Source organism: Nocardia sp. CA-128927, assembly GCF_050955855.1.
Classification (GTDB): domain Bacteria; phylum Actinomycetota; class Actinomycetes; order Mycobacteriales; family Mycobacteriaceae; genus Nocardia.
In genome coordinates this window covers 8,065,319-8,085,120 of the sequence record NZ_CP192087.1, presented here as the reverse complement: position 1 = coordinate 8,085,120, position 19,802 = coordinate 8,065,319, and the positions used below count along the sequence as shown (strand labels likewise).

At 68.9% G+C, this 19,802-nt stretch carries 15 protein-coding genes and 1 pseudogene; 8 read left to right on the top strand and 8 right to left on the bottom strand.

Annotated features, from left to right (window positions below; genetic code table 11):
- Nucleotides 1-96: 96 nt before the first annotated feature.
- From ACQPW1_RS37425 to ACQPW1_RS37410, 4 genes and pseudogenes are all read right to left on the bottom strand, one after another.
- A pseudogene (locus ACQPW1_RS37425) lies at nucleotides 97-606 on the bottom strand (SDR family NAD(P)-dependent oxidoreductase); the annotation flags it as partial.
- 52 nt (nucleotides 607-658) lie between these two features.
- Complete coding sequence (locus ACQPW1_RS37420) at nucleotides 659-1,102, bottom strand: SRPBCC family protein (protein ID WP_433657230.1); 444 nt, start codon at nucleotides 1,100-1,102, stop codon at nucleotides 659-661.
- A gap of 49 nt (nucleotides 1,103-1,151) precedes the next feature.
- Nucleotides 1,152-2,639 carry an alpha/beta-hydrolase family protein gene (locus ACQPW1_RS37415; protein ID WP_433657228.1) on the bottom strand — a complete coding sequence of 496 codons (1,488 nt, stop codon included), beginning with the start codon at nucleotides 2,637-2,639 and terminating at the stop codon, nucleotides 1,152-1,154.
- Entirely contained in the window at nucleotides 2,636-3,430 is a 795-nt protein-coding gene (locus tag ACQPW1_RS37410; protein WP_433657226.1) for a hypothetical protein, read from the bottom strand. Before ACQPW1_RS37410 ends, ACQPW1_RS37415 begins: the two co-directional genes overlap by 4 nt.
- A 167-nt stretch (nucleotides 3,431-3,597) precedes the next feature.
- On the opposite strand from ACQPW1_RS37410, the gene ACQPW1_RS37405 reads away from it, so the two are divergent.
- Together ACQPW1_RS37405 and ACQPW1_RS37400 are read left to right on the top strand one after the other, a co-directional pair.
- Entirely contained in the window at nucleotides 3,598-4,806 is a 1,209-nt protein-coding gene (locus ACQPW1_RS37405) for a sensor histidine kinase (RefSeq protein WP_433657224.1), read from the top strand.
- 42 nt (nucleotides 4,807-4,848) lie between these two features.
- Nucleotides 4,849-5,514: a response regulator gene (locus ACQPW1_RS37400; RefSeq protein WP_433657222.1), complete on the top strand. Its 666-nt coding sequence runs from the start codon at nucleotides 4,849-4,851 to the stop codon at nucleotides 5,512-5,514.
- 11 nt (nucleotides 5,515-5,525) lie between these two features.
- On the opposite strand, the gene ACQPW1_RS37395 is transcribed toward ACQPW1_RS37400, so the two are convergent.
- The gene (locus ACQPW1_RS37395) at nucleotides 5,526-6,428 is read right to left on the bottom strand and encodes a hypothetical protein (protein ID WP_433657220.1); all 903 of its coding nucleotides are present in this window, start codon (nucleotides 6,426-6,428) and stop codon (nucleotides 5,526-5,528) included.
- Between the two features lie 271 nt (nucleotides 6,429-6,699).
- Here ACQPW1_RS37395 and ACQPW1_RS37390 point away from each other — a divergent pair, with 271 nt between their 5' ends.
- Complete coding sequence (locus tag ACQPW1_RS37390) at nucleotides 6,700-8,643, top strand: protein kinase domain-containing protein (RefSeq protein WP_433657219.1); 1,944 nt, start codon at nucleotides 6,700-6,702, stop codon at nucleotides 8,641-8,643.
- A 10-nt stretch (nucleotides 8,644-8,653) separates the two neighbouring features.
- On the opposite strand, the gene ACQPW1_RS37385 is transcribed toward ACQPW1_RS37390, so the two are convergent.
- The 3 genes from ACQPW1_RS37385 to ACQPW1_RS37375 are packed head-to-tail and all read right to left on the bottom strand — an operon-like array spanning nucleotide 8,654 to nucleotide 12,216.
- Nucleotides 8,654-11,146, bottom strand: a complete 2,493-nt coding sequence (locus tag ACQPW1_RS37385; RefSeq protein ID WP_433657217.1) for an FtsX-like permease family protein — start codon at nucleotides 11,144-11,146, stop codon at nucleotides 8,654-8,656.
- The gene (locus ACQPW1_RS37380; protein ID WP_433657215.1) at nucleotides 11,143-11,850 is read right to left on the bottom strand and encodes an ABC transporter ATP-binding protein; all 708 of its coding nucleotides are present in this window, start codon (nucleotides 11,848-11,850) and stop codon (nucleotides 11,143-11,145) included. Before ACQPW1_RS37380 ends, ACQPW1_RS37385 begins: the two co-directional genes overlap by 4 nt.
- Before the next feature lie 45 nt (nucleotides 11,851-11,895).
- Nucleotides 11,896-12,216 carry a hypothetical protein gene (locus ACQPW1_RS37375; protein ID WP_433657214.1) on the bottom strand — a complete coding sequence of 107 codons (321 nt, stop codon included), beginning with the start codon at nucleotides 12,214-12,216 and terminating at the stop codon, nucleotides 11,896-11,898.
- Between the two features lie 159 nt (nucleotides 12,217-12,375).
- Between ACQPW1_RS37375 and ACQPW1_RS37370 the strand changes: the two genes are divergently transcribed.
- From ACQPW1_RS37370 to ACQPW1_RS37350, 5 genes are all read left to right on the top strand, one after another.
- The gene (locus tag ACQPW1_RS37370; protein ID WP_433657212.1) at nucleotides 12,376-13,722 is read left to right on the top strand and encodes a sensor histidine kinase; all 1,347 of its coding nucleotides are present in this window, start codon (nucleotides 12,376-12,378) and stop codon (nucleotides 13,720-13,722) included.
- A gap of 31 nt (nucleotides 13,723-13,753) precedes the next feature.
- Nucleotides 13,754-14,449: a response regulator gene (locus tag ACQPW1_RS37365; RefSeq protein ID WP_433657210.1), complete on the top strand. Its 696-nt coding sequence runs from the start codon at nucleotides 13,754-13,756 to the stop codon at nucleotides 14,447-14,449.
- 43 nt (nucleotides 14,450-14,492) lie between these two features.
- On the top strand, nucleotides 14,493-17,108 hold the full coding sequence (locus ACQPW1_RS37360; RefSeq protein ID WP_433657208.1) for a protein kinase domain-containing protein: 2,616 nt from the start codon (nucleotides 14,493-14,495) through the stop codon (nucleotides 17,106-17,108).
- A 61-nt stretch (nucleotides 17,109-17,169) separates the two neighbouring features.
- Complete coding sequence (locus ACQPW1_RS37355; protein WP_433657206.1) at nucleotides 17,170-17,988, top strand: hypothetical protein; 819 nt, start codon at nucleotides 17,170-17,172, stop codon at nucleotides 17,986-17,988.
- 109 nt (nucleotides 17,989-18,097) lie between these two features.
- Nucleotides 18,098-19,669 carry a protein kinase domain-containing protein gene (locus ACQPW1_RS37350; protein WP_433657204.1) on the top strand — a complete coding sequence of 524 codons (1,572 nt, stop codon included), beginning with the start codon at nucleotides 18,098-18,100 and terminating at the stop codon, nucleotides 19,667-19,669.
- Nucleotides 19,670-19,802 lie beyond the last annotated feature (133 nt).

The window sequence follows — 19,802 nt, the reverse complement described above, 5'->3', positions numbered from 1 at the left end:
AGCTGACGCGTGTGCGAAGTCTCGGCGAGGTGTGGGTCTGCGAAGACGCGTCGGAAGTTGTCAGCATTCGCGCGGGCGTGTCGTCAGCGCCAAAGGTCAGGCAGGCCAGGTGAATTCGGGGTCCTGCAGGTAATCCTGGCGCCGCTGGTCCAAGGCCATCGCGACCATCTGGTGTGCGCCGGGGCCGATGATCTTGCGGATCGGTGGGTTCGGCTCGTTGACCAGGGCGATGAGTCCGGCGGCGCCGACTTCCGGTGCGGCCTCCTTCCATTCGGATTCGTAGTCGGTCGCAGGCGGCGGGGCGCTCGGGTCCGGGTAGTCCGGCATGCCGAGGATCCCGGTGCGCACCTCCTCGTAGGCGGGTAGGCCGGTGCCGAACTTCATGCTCGTCTTCGCCCAGTCGGTGTCGAAGCCACCCATCTGGGCGAGGGTGACGGCGATGCCGAACGGCCGCAGCTCGTCGGCGAGCGAGGCGCTGAATCCCTCCAGTGCCCACTTGCTCGCGTTGTACATGCCGAACAGTGGAAGGCTGCCGACCGCGCCGACGGTCGAGATCTGCACGATGTGGCCGGAGCCCTGGGTGCGCAGGTGCGGCACGGCCGCCTGCGAAACCCAGAGGGCCCGACTCGCCGGAGAAGCCCCGGATACGCAGAGGCGGTCAGCTGGTGTGGAGCGACTCGGCTCGTTGCTTGATGCCTGCCGTCATGCCCGCGAAGCCGCGCTGGAGGCTCTTGCCGAGCAGTGCCACCACCGCCGGTCCCAGCCAGCCCGCGAGTTCGAAGTGGGACTCGTAGCGGGTGCGGCCGCCGTCGAGCGGGGTGAGCGTGTGCGAACGCAGGCTGTGCAGGGTGCCGAGCGGGACCGGCTTCATCGAGTAGCTCAGTTCACGGCCCGGCGTGTGCGAGCGGATGAATTCGCGCTGGCGGCGGGGACGTGGACCGAGGTGAACGACCATCTCGATCGGCTCGCCGGGAACCAGCGAGCTGCGGCATTCGCTGACGAAGGGGTTCCACTCGCCGTACCGAGGGAAATCGGTGATCACCTGCCAGACCAGCTCGGCGGGCGCGTCGATGTCCACGGTGGCGTCGATGACAAAGGCCATGTCGGCAATTGGAACATGTTCTATGTGGCGGCGGCTGGTGCGGTTGCCATCAGCACGTGCCCATCGCGGTGCCCTGGTCGGTGCCGTAGCGGTGACCGTGGCCTGCGGGCGCGTTGAGGGCCGCGAGCAGATCGGCGGTCGCCTGCACGAAGCTGACCACCGGAAGCCACTGGGGCAGTGGCGCATCCACGCGAGCGCCGGTCAGGTCGGGCGCGCGCCACAGCAGCGCGGGGGACCAGTGGATCACCGGGTCCGAGCTGTTGGCCAGCACGGTGGCGCCTGCGTGATGGACCTGTCCGGCGGGCGGCCCGGCCCAGAGGGCGGCGCAGGTGCGGTGGTCCTGGTCCGCGTCGTCGGCGAAGACCGAGCTGCCGCCGATGGCGCCGAGGCTCTGCCCGTAGAGGTAGAGCTCGGGCCGGTGGTCCAGCGTGCGGATCCGATTCTCGACGGCGGTGAACAGCGCCCGCGCGGCGGTCACCGCCGAGTCGCGACCGAAGACGAAGGTCACCCAGCTCGGCGCGTACGAGTACTGCAGTCCGACGAGCGCGACGTCGCCGCCGAAGCGTTGGTCGAAGCCCCGCACCGCGTTGCTGTCGATCCAGCCCGAGCCGGTCGGCACCATCACCACGAGATTCGAGCGCGTGAAGGCGCCGGAGCGATCCAGCTCTCGAACGGCCAGTGCGACACGAGCTTCCAGATCCGGCGCCGATTCCACCCCGACATAGACCCGAGTCGGTCCGGCGGGCGTACCGCTGACGAACTTGCGCCCCTCGGCGCCGAGCGACGACCAGCTCACCGCCGACGCCGCGCTACCCGACCTGGTGTCCGAGATCGGCTGCACCAGCTGAGGATCCAGCTCCGCATTGGCACCGGCGTACGCCGCCTGCCGCCATCCGACCACCGCGGGCGCCGCGACCAGGTACAGCAACGCCGCCACGACCGCGGCCAGCGAAACCCCACGCGCCCAACCCAACTTGCGCAGCACCCAACCCACCGCGCGGGTGACCCCCACGAACACACCGACGATCAGCACCGCCTCGATCAACCACCGCAGCCAGTAGTCGGCCCCGATCGAAGCTGTACTCATGGCCGTCCGCAACCTGTTCTGCCAATGTCCAGCTAACGCCGCCGCACCGACAACCAACACCGACGTCCCGATCGACAACGGCAGCCGAACCCCCGACAACCTGCGATTGATGTCGAAACCCCAGCTCCGCACCACTAATCGAACGATCCCGGCGATCGCCAACGCGAGTACAACGAGCAATCCGGTCAGCATCGCCTGCGCCCCAGGCGTCCGCGGCAGCAGCCCGGGCGCCAGCGACACCAGCGTGCCCGCCCCGATCGCCAGCGTCGTCCCGATTCGCGGCCGCGAGAGGCGTTGCACCGCAGTCGATGCCGCAGTACCCAACTCCGGCCATCGAACCTCGCGATCCCGCAGCGGAGTTCGCGACCGCCGATCGTCGAAGCCGAACGCGGCCTCAACGGTCGGCCTATCGGTAAGCGCACCAGTCGGTCTCGGCAGCGTGCTGGTCATCGCTGAACCCCCACCACCGCACTGGCATTCATCGCCACCGAACCGTTAGTCGGCTGAGCCCGCCTCTTGTTCCGCACCGTGAGCACCGCGCCCATACCGGCCAGCCCCGCACCGAGCACCCCGAGCAGCTGCCAGCTGGTGACCGAATCGGACTCGGCCGCAGCGAAACCCGACTCGACGACCGGTGCGCCGTATCCTTGTCGCCGCGAATTCAGATCGACGAACGTGCTCGCGATCGAGGCCATCGTGTTGCACCGGGCCCGCGAGAACGGATCGTCGCGACCGTCGCACGACTCGTGCATGTGCCGATCGAGGGTGCTGTCCAACGCCTGCCGCGCCCACGGCCCGAGCGGCTCACCGTGCTGGTCGGCGTAGCGCAACAGGTCGTACCCCAGGTCATGTGCCTTGCACGAGGTCTCGAACTCGACCGGCAGCGTCACCGGCGACGAGCAGTCGCCCTGCGGATTCACCACCAGTCCGTCGAGGGTGCTCGGCCGATAACCGAACTGCGCGGTGAAGTCGTCCGGGATGGCGGTCAGCGAACCGGGCCCGCCCGAGGTCAGCTCGGCGACCGCCGCACCGGCCATGGCGCTTTCGACGGGCGCGGTCGCGGCCGCGGCATGCGGCGCGGGCGCCAGGAATACGGTGGCCGCCATGGTGGTCAACGCCGCGGCGGTCAGTGCCGCGGCCCGTCGGGTCGCGGAACCGGTTGTGCCGGAAGGAGAAAGGGAGGCGCCTGCGGCCTGTGCGGGCCCGGCCGTCGCGGGCCCTGCGGTGGTCGGTGTGCTCATGATCTAGAGGCTAGGAACCCGCCTTGCCCACGGGCCTCACGCCGGGGACCGGTTTCGGTGGCCATGCCGCCGGGTGAGCCCGGTCGAGGCCTCGCACCTGGGTACTGGGTACGAAATCACCCAGGGGTATGACGTGCCAGCACGCTGGACTTTCTAGGGTCGTAGGTATGAAGCAGCAGATCCGTGCCCAGAAGAAGCGAATGAACGGGCGGATGCGGTTCGACACCCTCACGGTGACCGTCGCCCTCATCTTCTTCTCGGTGGCCTGGCCGACACTGCATGTCACCCATGCGGTGCCGGGCGCGGTGCAGCCGTTCATCGCGGCGCTCGCCGCCTTCCCGGTGCTGCTCGTGCGGATCAATCCGGCGCTCGGCTGGGCGATCTCGGCGGGCTCGGGCTTGCTCATCTCGCTGGCGATCCCGCATCAGCCGAACAACGACATGCCGATCCAGGTCGTGCACATTCTGGCGCTGTTCGTGCTGCTGCTCGCGGTGGCCGTGCGGGCGACGGTGCCGATCATCGGTGTGGCCTGGGTGGCGACGTCGCTGCTGCTCGGCACCACGATGTCGAGCGAGGCCGGTGGCAGCTCGGTGTGGGGTTGGCCGATCGCGCTCGGCGCGGTGGTGCTGTTCGGCCTGCTGGTGCGGTGGCTGGTGCAGTCGCGCAAGCAGTTGATGCAGCAGGAAGAGGTGACCGAGGTCGAGCGGGCCCGCCGGGCGATCCTGGAGGAGAAGGCCCGCATCGCCCGCGATCTGCACGACGTGGTGGCGCACCACATGTCGCTGGTGGTGGTGCAGGCGCAGACCGCGCCGTATCGGGTCGAGGGCGTAACCCCGGCCGCCCGTGCCGAATTCGAGTCCATCGGCGCCACCGCGCGTGAGGCGCTCAACGAGATCCGCGGCATGCTCGGCGTGCTGCGCAGCGACGGCCAGGCCCCCGAGCACGCGCCGCAACCCAAGGCCGCCGATGTGCCGAGCCTGTTCGAGGGCGCGCTGCGCGCGGGTGTGCGCATCGCTTGGACGATCGACGGCGTGCTCGAGACGGTCCCCGACGCCGCGGGCCTCGCGCTGTACCGGATCACCCAGGAGTCGCTGTCGAATGCGTCACGGCACGCACCGGAAGCGCCGATCCAGGTGCACCTGCGGGTCGGTCCCATCGTGGAGCTCATCGTTCGCAACGGCCCCACCGCCACCGTCGCCCGTCCGGTCGGCAATGGTGGCCACGGCATCGCGGGCATGCAGGCCAGGGCGGTCGCCGTCGGCGGCGACCTCACCGCGGGCCCGAGCCCCGACGGCGGCTTCGAGGTACACGCCCGCATTCCGCTCAGCCAGTCGGTGACACTCGACTCTGCCCTGCTCGGTCAAGCCGGTAACTGAGCCGTCTCGCTGGTCGGGTCCGTGTCCCCTTAGGGTAGGGCCGTGGCAATAACCGTGTTGATCGCTGATGACCAGGCGATGGTGCGGCAGGGCTTCGGTGCCCTGCTCGCCGCCCAGTCCGATATCAGCGTGGTGGGGGACGCGTCCGACGGAAAGATCGCGGTGGCCGAGGCCAAGCGGCTGCGCCCCGATGTGGTCCTGATGGACGTGCGGATGCCGGAGATGAACGGCCTGGACGCGGCCCGCCTCATCCTTGCCGCCGGGTTCGACCCGCCGGTCCGAGTGCTGATGCTCACCACCTTCGACATCGATGACTACGTGTACGAGGCGCTGAGCCTCGGCGCGAGCGGCTTCCTGCTCAAGGACGCGCCCGCCGAAGAACTCGTCCGCGCGGTCCGGGTGGTCGCCGATGGTCAGGCCCTGCTGGCGCCGACGGTCACCCGGCGGCTCATCGCCGATGTCACCCGCCGACGCTCCGCCACCCGCGCGAAGCCGACACCCGCGCTGAACTCGCTGACGCCGCGCGAGCGCGAGGTGCTGGAGCTGATCGCGAAGGGCATGTCCAACACCGAGATCGCGGAATCCCTGTTCGTCGCCGAGCAGACCGTGAAAACGCATGTATCCAAGGTCTTTTCGAAGCTGAACCTGCGCGACCGCGCGCAGGCGGTGGTGCTGGCCTACGAATCCGGTCTGGTCACGCCGGGCTGAAACCCGCGGCGTCAGTGCGTGCAGGTACCGCCGCGCAGCTCGGACAGGTGCCTGCCGAGCAGCACGGCCATCCGGCTCAGGATGGCGGTGGCGTCGTCGTAGGTGCCCGAATCGGCCTGTGCGGCAAGGGCGACGGCGACCATCCCGGATTGCGTCGGCACCACCCCGAACTGGCGGACTGTGTAGATGCCGGTGTCGTCGTCCGGACCCCAGCCGCCCTTGAACGCGGCGCCCGCCAAAGTGCCGAGCCCCCAGGACTGATCGGGCGTGATCTCCGACATCAGCTCGGTCACCTTGAATGTCTGTGGCAGGCAGGGCAGCTGGGACGCGAACCGCACCTGGTTGGCCAGCGTCCATTCGGTCTGCCCGAATGCCGTGTAGTCCAGCCTGGTTCGCGGCCCGGCGACGCCGGTGGTGGAGTCGCCGCCTTCGTCGAGCACGTCCTGCACCGCCTGCGCGGCCTCCATGCCGTCGCCGAGCGATTGCCAGAGTTCCTCGGCCGCATCGTTGTCTGAGACGGTGATCGCGGCCTCGGCGTCCTCGAAGATGCTCGTGTTCGAGTCGTGCCGCAGCGCCGCGATGGCCAGCGGGACCTTGATGGTGGACCAGGCGATGCCGCTGGTCCAGTCGCCGAAGATGGTCATCCGGCCGCCGCCGACCGGCATGATGGCCAGGCCGACCTGACCGGCGAGGGTGGGTTGCAGCTGGGTGAAGTCGGCGGCCAGTGAATCGGGGATGGACACCGACAGGCCTGGACGGAAGGAGCCAGCCGTATCGACGACGACGGCGGGCCGGTCTGCTTGGTGCCGCTCGCCGGGGAGCAACGTGCACGAGGTCAGACCGAGCAACGCGACCAAGGCGGTCCCGCGCAGCGTTCTGCGCAACACTGAACCTGTTCCCGTCGACTTCACCACGCGTCCTCCCCACCACCATTAGTGCGTGTCATCGCTGTCAGTCGGCGGTGCAAAATTTAGCTCATCGGGTCGACCCGATCGGTAACCGGGCGTAAGACCATTATGAACGCGCCGTACTTCGTTGACGTGACCATGATGTCTCCTCCATAGTTTCACCGATTTTCCTCGAGAATTCGAAACCGCGTGGCCACGGGGTCACCGGCTATGCTCCAAGCTCTGTATGACGCGCTCGGACGTGACATCCGGGGGCCGCGGTTGACCTGAAGGGGATGTGTTGCTGACCAGCGGTGAGGTTTTCGCCGGATTCACCATCGAGAAGCTGCTCGGTCAGGGTGGCATGGGATCGGTGTACCTGGCCCGACATCCCAGATTGCCCCGGCAAACCGCGCTCAAGCTGCTCAATCGTGAGCTGTTCACCGACACCGAGGTGCGGGCGCGGTTCGAGCGGGAGGCCGATCTGGCCGCGCAGCTCGATCACCCGAACATCGTCGCGGTGTACGACCGCGGCACCGAGGACGATCAGCTGTGGATCTCCATGCAGTACGTGGACGGTGTCGACGCGGCGACGGTGAACCCGCGCAACCTGCCACCGGAGCGGGCGGTGCAGATCATCGAAGGCGTTGCCGGGGCGCTGGATTACGCGCACGGCATGGGCGTGCTGCACCGCGACGTGAAACCGGCGAACATCATGCTGGCCCGGTCCAGCGGCGGCCATCGGGAGCGGGTGTTCCTCACCGACTTCGGAATCGCCCGGCTGCGTGAGGATTCCACGCACCTGACGCAGACCGGCATGTTCACCGCGACGCTGGCCTACGCCTCGCCGGAGCAGATGACCGGCGCACACCTGGATCACCGTTCCGACCAGTACTCGCTGGCGTGCGCGCTGTTCTGGCTGCTGACCGGGATCGCGCCGTTCGACGCGCCCGCCCCGGCCGACATCATCCGCGGCCACCTACAGTTACCGCCGCCGTCCGCGACGGCCCGGCGGGCCGGTCTGTCGCCCGCGCTGGACCAGGTCATCGCGGTGGCGATGGCGAAACGACCCGACCACCGGTTCGCGTCCTGCCTCGAATTCGCCGCTGCCGCACGGCAAGCGCTGACCGGGCAGCCGGTGTCGCTGCCCGCGGCGTACACCCAGCAGCCGGCCCCGACGGTGGTCGCGCAGCCGCCGATGCCGAGCCAAGGTCAGTACCCGGCATCCCCGCCGTCGTACGCCGCGCCACTTGCCACGTCGGGCCCGACCTATGCCGCGCCGCCGCAATATGCGTCGAATTCGAGCGCCGGGCAACAGTTCCCGTCGAATTCGGCGGCTGGGCAACAGTTCCCATCCAACTCGGCGGCTGGGCAACAGTTCCCATCCAACTCGGCGGCCGGGCAGCAGTTGCCGTCGTCCGGCGGCTACTCTGCGCCGCCGCAGAACTTCGTCGGCGGGCAGACGTTTCCCCCGGTCAACCAGAGCGGTGGTTACTCGCCGCCGAATTCCGGTGCCGGGCAATCCTTCTCGCCGCCGCAGATGGGGTACGCCCCGTCGAATCCGGGCTACCCACCGCCCGCCCGCCGCTCGAACACCGGCCTGATCGTCGTGTTCGCCCTGATTGTCGTGATCGTGCTGGTCGTCGCCGGAATCGCGATAGCGACACTGGGCAAATCGGATCCGTCGGCCCCGCTGGACTTCGGCAAGACGCCCGCCTCGGGCACACCCGCGGATCCGACAACTGTCGCCAAGGCCTTCCCGAAGATCCTCCCGCAGGGCGTCGACACCCAGTTCGGCATCGGCAGCGGCAAGGGCTATCACGACAAGACCTGCTTCCTGGACACCGCCAAGGCGGGCGACAAGATATCCAGCGACAACGACGTGCCCGACTTCCCGAAATGGGAGACCGGCTGGAACTGCTGGGGCGTGCCGATCAACGAACCCGACTTCATCGCGGTGGCCTTCAAGTCGCCCGACGACGCCAAAGCAGCGGTGCGCGACCTGCCGTCGAACACCAAGGCCACCGAACGCAACGGCGGCAAGTCCTACACCACCTACCGATGGCAGAAGACGAGCAGCGGATTCCCGGATGGGTTCATGGTCGTGAGCTTCGAATCAGATCCGGCGCGGTCGAGCTATCTGTTCTTCGCGAAGGTGACGCTCACCGACAGCCAACCGGACTCCGGCTTCGGCCTGACCCAGCAGAAGTTCAAGGCCTGGTTCGCCGACTTGCCCCTGTAGCCAACGGGATTCAGTCGACCGCCAATGCCGCCACGATCGGCATCCTGGCCGCGCGCAGCGCGGGCGGGATCGAGCCGAGCAATGCCAGCGCGAGCGCGGCCGTCCCGTAGGCCAGCAGCATCGGACTCGCCTGGTAGACGATGTCGATGGTGAGCGCGTGCGCCATGGCGACGGTGGCCAGGTACTGCACGGCGACACCGACGACGAGACCCAGTGCCGCGCCGACCAATCCGATCCCGGCCGCCTCGGCGAGCACCGAGCGCATCAGGAACTTGCGGTTCGTGCCCATGGCCCGCAGCACGCCGAGCTCCCTGCGACGTTCGAGCACCGACAGCATCAGCGTGTTCAACAGGGCGACGGTGGCGACCAGCACCACGATCCAGAGGATGGCGTTGCTCATCGCCGAGCCCTGGCGAATGCTGGCGGAGACCGCGGTGACGGCGTCCGCACCGGTCTCCACATGGATCTCCGGCGGCACCAGCTGTCGCACCGCCGCCAGCACCGCCGCGCGATCGGCGTCGGGCGCGAAGTCGACCGTCACGACCGTCTCGCCGGGCCGCTCGTACCAGCGGCGCATGGTGTCGAGGTCCAGCATGACCACGCCCGAGACCGCCGAGAAGTACGGAATCACCTGCCGCACAGTCACGGTGCGCTCGCCGGTCGGGGTCGGCAGGGTCAGCTCGGCGCCGACCCCGACACCGAGTGACTTCGCGACATCACGCGAGATCACCACACCCTGACCGGCGGCCAGCTGTGCGACGACGGCGTCGTCGAGCATGCCCATCTGGGTTTCGCGTGCGTTGGGCGGGAAGCCCTGCAGCATCACCCGCCCGGCGCCGAGCGTGGCGAAGGCCATCTGCGCCGGGCTGACCGCCGCGACGCCGGGCACCGCGGCGATCCGGTCCACCAGCCCGGTCGGCAGCATCGGACCCGTCGGGAACTCCGCCATCGAGGCGGGGCTGATGTACAGATCGCTCTTGGCCAGATCGTCGAAAGTCGCGGTGGCGGAGTCGATCATGTTGCTCGACGCCCCGCCCATGCCGACCGTGGCCGCCACCCCCATCAGCACCGTCATCGCGGTCGCCCACACCCGGCGCGGCGCCCGTTCCAGCGTGGTCGCGCCGAGGGCGCCGGGCGCGCCGAACACGCGCGCGGTCGCCGCGGCCGCCCGGACCAGCGGCCCGGTCGCGGCGAAGCAGAGCACGATGGCCGCGACGAACGCGGTCGAGATGCCGCCGAGCGAATAGCGGCCCAGGTCCGCCTCGGCGACCCCGATCGCCACCGCGACGAGCCCAAGGCCCGCCACGATCGCGGCCCACCGCAGCAGCGGGCTGGTCGTGTCGACGCGGCCGACGCCGACCGGGACCAACGCCTCGATCGGCTCCACCTTGTACACCTGGCGCGCGGCCAGCCCGGCCGCGATCACGCTGGCGGTCACACAGGCGAGGATCGCGACCGGAATCGCGTAGCCGGGCACCAGATACTCGGTGCGCGCCTCCACCGACGACATGATGGCGACGGGCAGTTTCTCGATCGCCATGCGCCCCATGAAGATACCGAGCACCGCGCCGACACCGCCGCCGAGCACGCCGAGCAGCGCGGCCTCGCCGAGCAGATCCCGCACCATCGGCCCGCGCTTGCCGCCGATCGCGCGCAGCAGCGACAGCATGGGCCTGCGCTGTGCGATCGCCATGCTCATGGCGTTGTAGATGAGGAACGCCGAAACGATCAGTGCCGCAGCCGAAGCCATCATGGTGGAGTACCGCACCAGCTGAACCGCGCCGCCCGCCTGTGCGGTGCGCAGGCTCGGCTCGGCGACCACCGCGCGACCGGCGACGACCTTGGTGAGTTCGGCACGCAACGCGTCGACGTCATTGCCCGGCGCCGGGATGATCTGAATGGAATCCCGTCGACCGACCCGTCCGGTCACCTTCTGCGCGAGCCCGAGCGGTGCGGCGACGATATGGCCGTCGTTGAGCTGCTTCGATGTCTCCTTGTCGAGAATCCCTGCGACGGTGACGGTTCCGGAGCCGAGTGCGAACCGCTCGCCCTCCGCATGACCCATCCCGGCACCGACCAGGACACCGTTGGGCACCGCGAGCAGCTTGCCGACCTGCGCGGTCATCGGCCCGGCCAGCTCGCCGCCGAGCGAGCCGATCGTCTGGTCGGCCCCGATCAGCAGCGCCCGATCGGGACCCGCGCCGATCTGTGCGCGCAGCATCGGCACCGCCTTGTCCACCCCCGGCGTGATCGCGATCCGTTGCAGCAGTTGCTGATCGAAGCCCGCGTCGGTGACGCCGGTGACCTCGAGCCCGGCCCGGCCGCCGAGGCTGTGCGTCAGCCGGTCGACCGACCCGGTGACCGAACCGGAGATGCTGAACACCGCGACGAGCAGGCCCGCCGACACCCCCATCACCACCAGCGACATGAGCGTCCGCCCGCGATGCGCGCGGAGTTCGCCGATGTTGAACAGCCGCAACCGATCCCACGCGGCGACGATCATGCGTTGACCGATCGTTCGGCGAGGTCGTCGGAGCCGATCCGGCCGTCGCGCAACGTGATCACCCGGTCGCAGTAGGCCACCGCGCCCATGTCGTGGGTCACCATCACCACCGAGTTGCCGGATCCGGCGATCGTGCCGAGCAGTTCGAGGATCGACTCACCGGTCTTGGAATCCAGGTTCCCGGTGGGCTCGTCGGCCAGGATCAGCGGCGGATCCATGATCATCGCCCGGGCCACCGCGACCCGCTGCATCTGACCGCCGGACAGCTCGGCGGGCCGATGCCCGGCCCGGTCACCCAGCCCGACGAGGTCGAGCAGTTCCAGCGCGCGCGGCTTGGCCTTGCGTAACCCGGTGCCGTCCAGCAACTTCGGGATGGCGACGTTCTCCCACGCCGACAGGGTGGGCAGCAGGTTGAAGAACTGGAAGATGAAACCGACACGGTGGCGGCGGAATTCGGACTGGCTCTCGTCGTCCAGCGACCCGATCTCCTCGCCCCGGAACCGGATCGAGCCCGCGTCCGGCGTATCCAGCGCGCCGAGTAGGTGTAGCAGCGTGCTCTTGCCGGAACCGGAAGGCCCGATGATCGAGGTGAATTCGCCGGGTTCGATGCGCAGGCTGATGTCGTCGAGCGCGCGGACCGTCTGGCCACCGACCCGGTATTCCTTGGTCACCCCGGACAGTTCGAGCATTGCTGGATCGGACATCGTTACCCCCACACTGTTCGGTCGGTAATCAGTTCTCGTCGCGCATTACCGCGCCATGACTTCGGGCGTTTGGTGGCGGAGAAGGTACTGGGCGTCGAGCACGGCGCGCAGCACCGGCTGCTCGGCGGCGAGCTCGAGATAGGCCTCGAGCGCCGATTGTCCTTGGGCCAGCGCCTGATCCAGCTTCGCGTCGAGGTGGATGTTCCAGCGATAGCGCAGGGCCAGCAGCAACCCGTCCGCATCGCCGAACAGCCGCTCCAGCTCCGGGATTCCGGCGAACAGTTGCGGATCGGCCGGGTCGACCGCGGCGCGAGCCAGGATGATGTGCACGACTTCGGTCCGGGCGTGCTGATCTTTCCAGGACATGAGCCTCGCCTTTCCGATTGACGCTGCGGCTCACGTTACGGACGAGCAGGACCGGCTGTCTTCGTCCCAGGGACCCGAATCCGGCTCCGCCCACGGTAGGAGAAGCGACCCGCTCCAGGAACGATGTACCGGCCGGGACCGGGCGGTTAGCCTTACCAGATGGGTGTGATCGGCGTCTCCGCCCCGGTGCGTGAGCCGAGGTTGGTGGCCCGTGCGTTCCGGCGCGCGGTCGTCGGTTTACGCCGTTCCGGTGGCCGCGTCGCCGAGTTCGTCAGACAGCCGGTGACCTCATTCCAACGCCGGGTCGAAGAACTGCCGTTCGACTATCCGCCTTCGGTCATCATCGTGGTCGATGCGGCGGTGTGCCTCGTCGCCGTCGCGGCCGCGGTCCAGCGGCACAGCTACTTCCCGTCCGCCCTCCCGATCCTTGCCGTGCTGCTGACCACCGCCTTCGGTCCGATGTACGCGTTCCTCGGGGTGATGCCGCGGCCGGTGACCCTCGGACTCTTCGCGATGGCGGCCGAGGCGCTGTTCCTGATCCAACCGGTCTCGCCGGACCTCGCGCCGTTCGTGCTCGTCGCCGCGGCGGGCGAGGTGGCGGCGCTCACGGGCCTGCGAGTCAGCGTGCCGATCGCCGCCGCGATGATGCTCGAACTGGTCTTGTTCTATATCTACGGGCACCTGTCCGAAGGCTTGCCGACCAGTCTGATCACCGCCCTCGTCACCGTCGCGTTCGGCTGGATGGCCGGGCTGCTGCTGCAATACCAGCGTCGATTCCTCTACCAGGAACGCGGCTACCAGGACATTCGCGCGGCCCAGGCCGCCGACGAGGAGCGCCGCCGGATCGCCCGCGAGGTGCACGACGTGATCGCGCACTCGCTGAGCATCACGCTGCTGCATCTCACCGCGGCACGGCACGCGCTACAGACCGATCGCGAGGTCGACGAGGCGGTGGACTCGCTCACCGAGGCCGAGCAACTCGGCCGCCAGGCCATGGCCGACATCCGGCGCACCGTCGGGCTGCTCGACGCGCGGCCGTCGAAACATCAGCCGGAACCGGGCGTGGCCGACATCGAATCGTTGATCGGCGACTTCGCCAAGGCCGGCCTAGAAGTGCGGTACGTGTGCGCCGAGGACCTGCGCGCGGTCTCGCCCGCGGTCGGTCTCGCGCTGTATCGGATCGGCCAGGAGTCGCTGGCCAATGTCGTCAAGCACGCGCCGGGTGCCTCAGCGCTGGTTCAGGTCACGGTGGATGCCGCGTCCGCGATATTGACGGTGGACAACACGTTGCCCGCCGGTCTGCCCGCGCAGCGGGGCACCGGGATGGGTGTCTCCGGGATGGTGCAGCGCGCCGAACTGCTCGGCGGCCGAATGATCGCGGGCCCGTTCGACGGCGGTTGGTCGGTCCGGGTGGCTATTCCGCTCGCTCCGGCCCGCGCCGGATTCGCCTGCACCTCATGGACCGGAGTGCCGTACAGCGGCTCCTCGGCGATACGGGAGGCGTGATGCGATACCACCACGAGTTGTTGGAGGACATGTGACAGCGGCATCGCCGGCAGGCGCCGAGGACGCGGTCACCGTGCTCGTGGTCGACGACCAGGAGTTGGTCCGCGGCGGCCTGCGCCGAATCCTGCGGCGGCGCGACGGGTTCGTCGTCAGCGAATGCGCCGACGGCGACGAGGTGCTCGCCGCGGTCGCGGCCGAGCGGCCCGACGTGGTGCTGATGGATCTGCGGATGAAACGCGTCGGCGGCATCGACGCCACCCGCACCCTGCGCTCGCGCGACGGGGCGCCGCCGGTGCTGGTGCTGACCACCTTTGACGACGATCAGCTGCTGTCCGGTGCGCTGCGGGCGGGCGCGGCCGGGTTCATCCTCAAGGATTCGCCCGCCGAGGATCTGATTCGCGCGGTGCGGATGGTCGCCGGCGGTGGCGCCTGGCTCGACCCGTCGGTCACCGAACGCGTGCTGTCGGCCTACCGGACCGTGTTGCCGATCCCGACACGCGCGAACACGCGGCTGTCGGAGCTGACCGCGCGCGAGTACGAGGTGCTCGAATTGATCGGACGCGGCCGGGTGAACGCGGAGATCGCCCGCGAACTGGGTATCTCCGAAGTCACCGTGAAAAGCCATGTCGGACACATATTCGGCAAGCTGGAGCTGCGGGATCGGGCCGCCGCGATCGTCTTTGCGTTTGACCACGGGGTGGTGACACCCGGAGAATCCACTCTTTGACGGGCAGGCGTCGCGAGAGTTATGCGTGCACTCCTGGCCCGGGATGTGGAGGATTGACGGGGTGGAGGCACCTGGGCCTAGAACCGGTACCCGGTTCGGGCCGTACGAATTGCGATCGCTGCTGGGCAAGGGGGGCATGGGCGAGGTCTATGAGGCCTATGACACGGTGAAGGACCGCGTGGTGGCGGTGAAACTGCTGCACGAGGAACTTGCCGGTGACCCCGCCTACCAGGTGCGGTTCCGACGCGAGTCGCAAGCCGCGGCCCGGGTCGCCGAACCGCACATCGTCCCGATTCACGACTGGGGCGTCATCGATGGCGTGCTGTTCATCGACATGCAGCTGGTGCCGGGCGTCGACCTGCGCACGCTGCTACGTAAAGAAGGACCGCTGAGTCCGGTTCGCGCGGTGGGCATTATCGAGCAGATCGCGACCGCGCTGGACGCCGCGCACGCGGGCGGCCTGGTGCATCGCGACGTGAAACCGGCGAACATCCTGGTCACGGCGGCGGATTACGCCTACCTCGCCGACTTCGGCATCGCGCACACCGAGGGCGACAGCGCCGTCACGGTGGTCGGCATGGCCGTCGGCTCCTACATCTACATGGCGCCCGAGCGATTCGACGTCGCCCAGGTCACCGGCCGCGCGGACATCTACTCGCTGTCCTGCGTGCTGCACGAGTGCCTGACGGGGACAACGCCTTTCCCAGCGGCCAGCATGAATGTGCTGATCCGGTCGCATATGTCTGATCCGCCGCCGCGGCCGAGCGCGCAGCAGGCGGGGATTCCGGCCGGGCTGGACGCGGTGATCAGCCGCGGCATGGCCAAGGATCCGGCCGATCGATGGCCGACCGCCGCCGCGCTGGCGTTGGCCGCGCGGGCCGCGCTCTCCAGTGCGCCCTCGACAAGCACGGCTCCGGCAGACGCGCCGTCGACCGACGCGGCTCCGGCGGACGCACCTGCCGCCAATGTGCCGCCGCCGACGGGTCCGATGCTCGTGGTCCGTGCGCCGGGGGCGGTGCCGCCGGAGTCGACGGGGGAGATCTCCGCCGTGATCCTGCCCGGCGCGCCGACCATGGTGCGACCCACCGAAATCCAGTTCACCACGTTGTCCTCGCCGCAGGAGCCCGCGCCGCCGGTTGCGCCGACCGCCCGCTGGACACCCGAGCAGGGTCTGCCGCCGGTGCGGCCGTTCCCCGACGCGCATCTGTACTCGGAGCAGTCCGGCGGACAGGCGTATTCGGAGCATTCCGGTGAGCACCCGTATCCGGAACGCCCTGGCGGTCAGCCTTATCCGGGACCGATTGATGGCCCGCCATATCCGAATCAGTCCGGGGGACGGCCTTACCCGGAACAGTCCGGGGGACGGCCGTATCCAGGTCAGTCCGGCGAGCACCCGTATCCGGAACGTCCCGGTGGGCAGCCTTATCCGGGGCCGTCCGGTGGACGCCCGTATCCGGATCAGTCCGGCGGGCAGCCCTATCCGGATCAGCCTGGGGGACGGCCGCACTCGGACCAGTCCGGTGGGCAGCCGTTCGCGGAACATCCCGGTGGCCCGCCGTATCCGGATCAGTCCGGCGGACGGCCATACCCGAATCAGCCCGGCGGGCAGCCGCACTCGGATCAGCCCGGCGGCAGGCGATACTCGGACCAGCCTGGTGCTGAGCCCTACTCGAATCAGCGCGGGGGACAGCCGTATTCGGATCATCCCGACCAGCCGTATTCAGAGCGCCCTGGGGCACAAGCGTATTCAGAACCGCACGTGGACGTGCCCTTCACGGAACATCCCGGGGCGCAGGCGTATTCGCAGAACGAGCCCTACGTAGGCGGGCAAGCGTATTCGGATCCCCAGCAGTACGAGACGACGCGATTCCCGGACGCACCGGGCTTCCCACCGCCATCGGCCGCCGACTACCCGCCCGATCACTCGGCCACCCAGGCCTATTCGGCACCGGCCGGGTACACCCCGCCGGAAGCCTATTCCGAGCCTGACGAGTACTACGGTGCCGGTGGATACTCCGCCCACGGCAGCCACGCGCGCCCCGAGCATCCGCCGCAGAGCAACTACGCGAGCCAGAGCGAGTTCCCGGAGCAGGGCTACGCGGACGACTACGACGACTATGGGCCGGAAGAAGATCCGTACGCCGCGCCCGGCAAGCGCCGATCCGTCCTGCTGCCCATCCTGGTCGGCGTGGTGGTGATCGTGGTGATCGCCGTCGTCGGTGCGATCGGCTGGCAGGTGTTCAGCTCCCGCAACGTCGCGCAGCCCACCGATCAGCAAGCCGGTGCTCCCGTGCCGACAGCGAGCGCGCAAGCACCCGCGCCGGGCACGTCGTCGGCGCCGCCGGTCGCGTCCACGCCGGCCAAGCCGACGACGGTCACCTTGCCCGCCAGCGCGAAGCCCTGCAACCAGGGCAGCTCGGCGTCGGGCTCGTTCACCAAGTCCGCCACCGGATCTGCCGCGACGACCTGTGCGTTCGCCGAGGAAGTCCGGCGGGCGTACGCCGAAACAAGTACCGCGAACACCGTTTCGCGGGAGGCGCCACGCACAGTGGTGGCGACCAGTCCGGTCACCGGCCGGACTTACACGATGAATTGCCTCAGCGAAGGCCAGCTCGTCACATGCAGTGGCGGCGAAAATGCGGTGGTGTATGTATATTGATCGATCCCGTGCGGCTCGTGTGCGAAAAGCATTGAGCTGTGCGGCGTTAGCTGTATTCCTGGTGGCCGGGTGTGGATCCGGCGCCGACGATTCTCCCTCGGATGAGACCAGCATTACCCAGGCCGCGTCGCACGCGGACCAAAAGGGCCTGTCCATCACGGTTCCCGGCAGCCTGGCCGCCGGTGTCGCCGAGTTGCAGGCCGGTGCGCGTGGACACGTCGGCATGGCGATCATGCCGGTCGGTGGCGACCAGGTGGTCAGCTTCGGCGACTGGACCACCGGCCCGGCCTGGTCGACCATGAAGGTGCCGTTGGCAATTGCCGCGCTGCGCCTCAGCGGCGGCAACCCCAGTTACGCCGCGACGGCCGCGATCACCGCGTCCGACAACGCAGCCGCCGACACGCTGTGGCAGTCGCTCGGCAGCAATCAGGAAGCGGCACAGGCGGTCCAGTCGGTGCTGCGCGAGGCCGGTGACGCCAAGACCACCGTGCCCGCCACCAGGTCCAGGCCCGAGAACTCGGCCTTCGGTCAGGCGGATTGGTCACTCGCCGACCAGGTTCGGTTCGCCTCGCGGCTGCCGTGCCTGCCGCAGTCCGCGCCCGTGATCAACCTGATGGAACAGATCCAGGCGGCCCAGCGCTGGGGCCTCGGCGCCTTCACCGGCGCCGAGTTCAAGGGCGGCTGGGGTCCGGACTCCTCGGGCGCGTATCTGGTCCGGCAGTTCGGGTTGATCTCGACGCCGTCGGGGCAGATCGCGATCGCGTTCGCCGCACAGCCGGATTCCGGTGCGTTCTCCGACGGAATGACGATGTTGGACAAGCTGTCCACCGTTGTTTCCCAGCATCTGAACGAGCTGTCCGGCGGTCGCTGTCCCACCTGATCCGAACCGACTTGACCGGGTAACGGGTACCCCTGAGAATCCCGACGTATCGGTTGTAGGCCGGCGGGACTACGGTGCCGGGTCGCGCACGTGAGGTGGAGGTGACGGGGTGGACGGACCGCAGACGAGGATCGGGTCTCGATTCGGTCCTTATGAGCTGCGCTCGCTGTTGGGCCGGGGCGGGATGGGCGAGGTCTACGAGGCCTACGACACGGTGAAGGACCGGGTCGTCGCGGTCAAGCTGCTGCCGCCCGCGCTCGCCGAGGACCCGATGTTCCAGGAGCGATTCCGCCGCGAATCGCAGGCGGCCGCGCGGCTCGCCGAACCGCACGTCATCCCGATCCACGACTGGGGCGAGATCGACGGCGTGCTCTACATCGATATGCGGCTGGTGCGCGGCCATGATCTGCGCTCGGTGCTGCGTGGCGGGGGACCGCTGACCCCGGCCCGCGCGATCGGCATCATCGAGCAGATCGCCGCCGCGCTGGACGCCGCGCACGCGGAGGGGCTGGTGCACCGCGACGTCAAGCCCGCCAACATCCTCGTCACCGCGTCGGACTTCGCTTACTTGGCCGACTTCGGCATCGCCAGGTCCGCGAAGGATCCCGACATGACCGGCACCGGTGCCGGCGCGGTCGGCTCGTACAGCTACATCGCGCCGGAACGCTTCGAGAACGGCCCGGTCACCGGCACCGCCGACGTCTACTCGCTCGCCTGCGTACTCTTCGAATGCCTCACCGGCACACAGCCTTTCCAGGCCGACGCGATGAGTGTCCTTATCCGGTCGCATCTTTCGAAGCCGCCGCCGCGGCCCAGCGCCGTCCGGGCGGGTGTGCCAGCGGCATTGGACGAGGTGGTCACGCGTGGGATGGCCAAGCGGCCGACCGACCGCTATTCGACCGCGGGTGGGCTGGCGTCGGCGGCCAAGTCGGCGCTGACCGGTCGCGCGGTCGTCGCGGTGACGGAAATGCCGACCGACCGCATGGGCGCGGTGCGGCCGCCCAAGGCGCCGCCCACCGTGGAGTTTCCGATCATCGGGCCCGCGCAGCAGATCGCGAATGCCCTTCCGACGGACGCGATTTCGCGGCAGCCGGTCAGCAGTCAACTCGGGTCGAGCCGGATCGCGCGGCCCCAGGAACCGAGCCACCGCGGCGAAGTTGTTCGGCGGCAACCAGTTCCGGAGCTGAACCGCGGCCACGTCGAGCCCTCGGATACCGGCCCGCGACCGGCCACGGTAGTGCCGACCGGAGCGGACACCGCTGCCGAGGCGCCGAGCGCGCCGAAGCGGCGGTCCCGCGGCAAATGGTTCCGGGTGGCCGGTTCGCTCGTCGTCGTCCTCGCGCTCGCGGGTGCCGTCGGCTGGCTGAAGCGGGACGCGTTCGTCTCCGGTCCAACCGCCCCGACGCTCGCGCCGGTGCCCTCCTTCGCCACGGGGTGCGCGACGAAGTACCCGCCGGCCGGCCGCTTCACCTTGTCGGCGATCGGTAATGACGTCACTACCTGCGACTTCGCCGAGGAGCTCCGTAAGGCCTACGGCGAGGGCTCCGACGCCGACGGCACCCGCCAGGTGACCGCGTTCAGTCCGGCGACACAGCAGAACTACACCATGGATTGCGTCACCCGCGACGGTCTGGTCACCTGTTCCGGCGGGTCGAGAGCATCGGTGTTCTTCTACTTCTGAGCTCCGCGAAAGATATTGGCCCACCTGGGATTCCGATCAATTCTCGACATTCCCGGAACCGATAACAACCGTCGGTGTGGCCGACGCACGCTTGCCTTCGCTTGGAATTAGCTTATGCTAACCTCACTTTCTC

Coding starts and splice junctions, on each gene's coding strand:
- ACQPW1_RS37370 (WP_433657212.1), top strand. CDS start 12,376: ATGGGTGTGATCGGCGTCTCCGCCCCGGTGCGTGAGCCGAGGTTGGTG.
- ACQPW1_RS37405 (WP_433657224.1), top strand. CDS start 3,598: ATGAAGCAGCAGATCCGTGCCCAGAAGAAGCGAATGAACGGGCGGATG.
- ACQPW1_RS37375 (WP_433657214.1), bottom strand. CDS start 12,216: ATGTCCTGGAAAGATCAGCACGCCCGGACCGAAGTCGTGCACATCATC.
- ACQPW1_RS37420 (WP_433657230.1), bottom strand. CDS start 1,102: ATGGCCTTTGTCATCGACGCCACCGTGGACATCGACGCGCCCGCCGAG.
- ACQPW1_RS37360 (WP_433657208.1), top strand. CDS start 14,493: ATGTGGAGGATTGACGGGGTGGAGGCACCTGGGCCTAGAACCGGTACC.
- ACQPW1_RS37410 (WP_433657226.1), bottom strand. CDS start 3,430: ATGAGCACACCGACCACCGCAGGGCCCGCGACGGCCGGGCCCGCACAG.
- ACQPW1_RS37385 (WP_433657217.1), bottom strand. CDS start 11,146: ATGATCGTCGCCGCGTGGGATCGGTTGCGGCTGTTCAACATCGGCGAA.
- ACQPW1_RS37380 (WP_433657215.1), bottom strand. CDS start 11,850: ATGTCCGATCCAGCAATGCTCGAACTGTCCGGGGTGACCAAGGAATAC.
- ACQPW1_RS37415 (WP_433657228.1), bottom strand. CDS start 2,639: ATGACCAGCACGCTGCCGAGACCGACTGGTGCGCTTACCGATAGGCCG.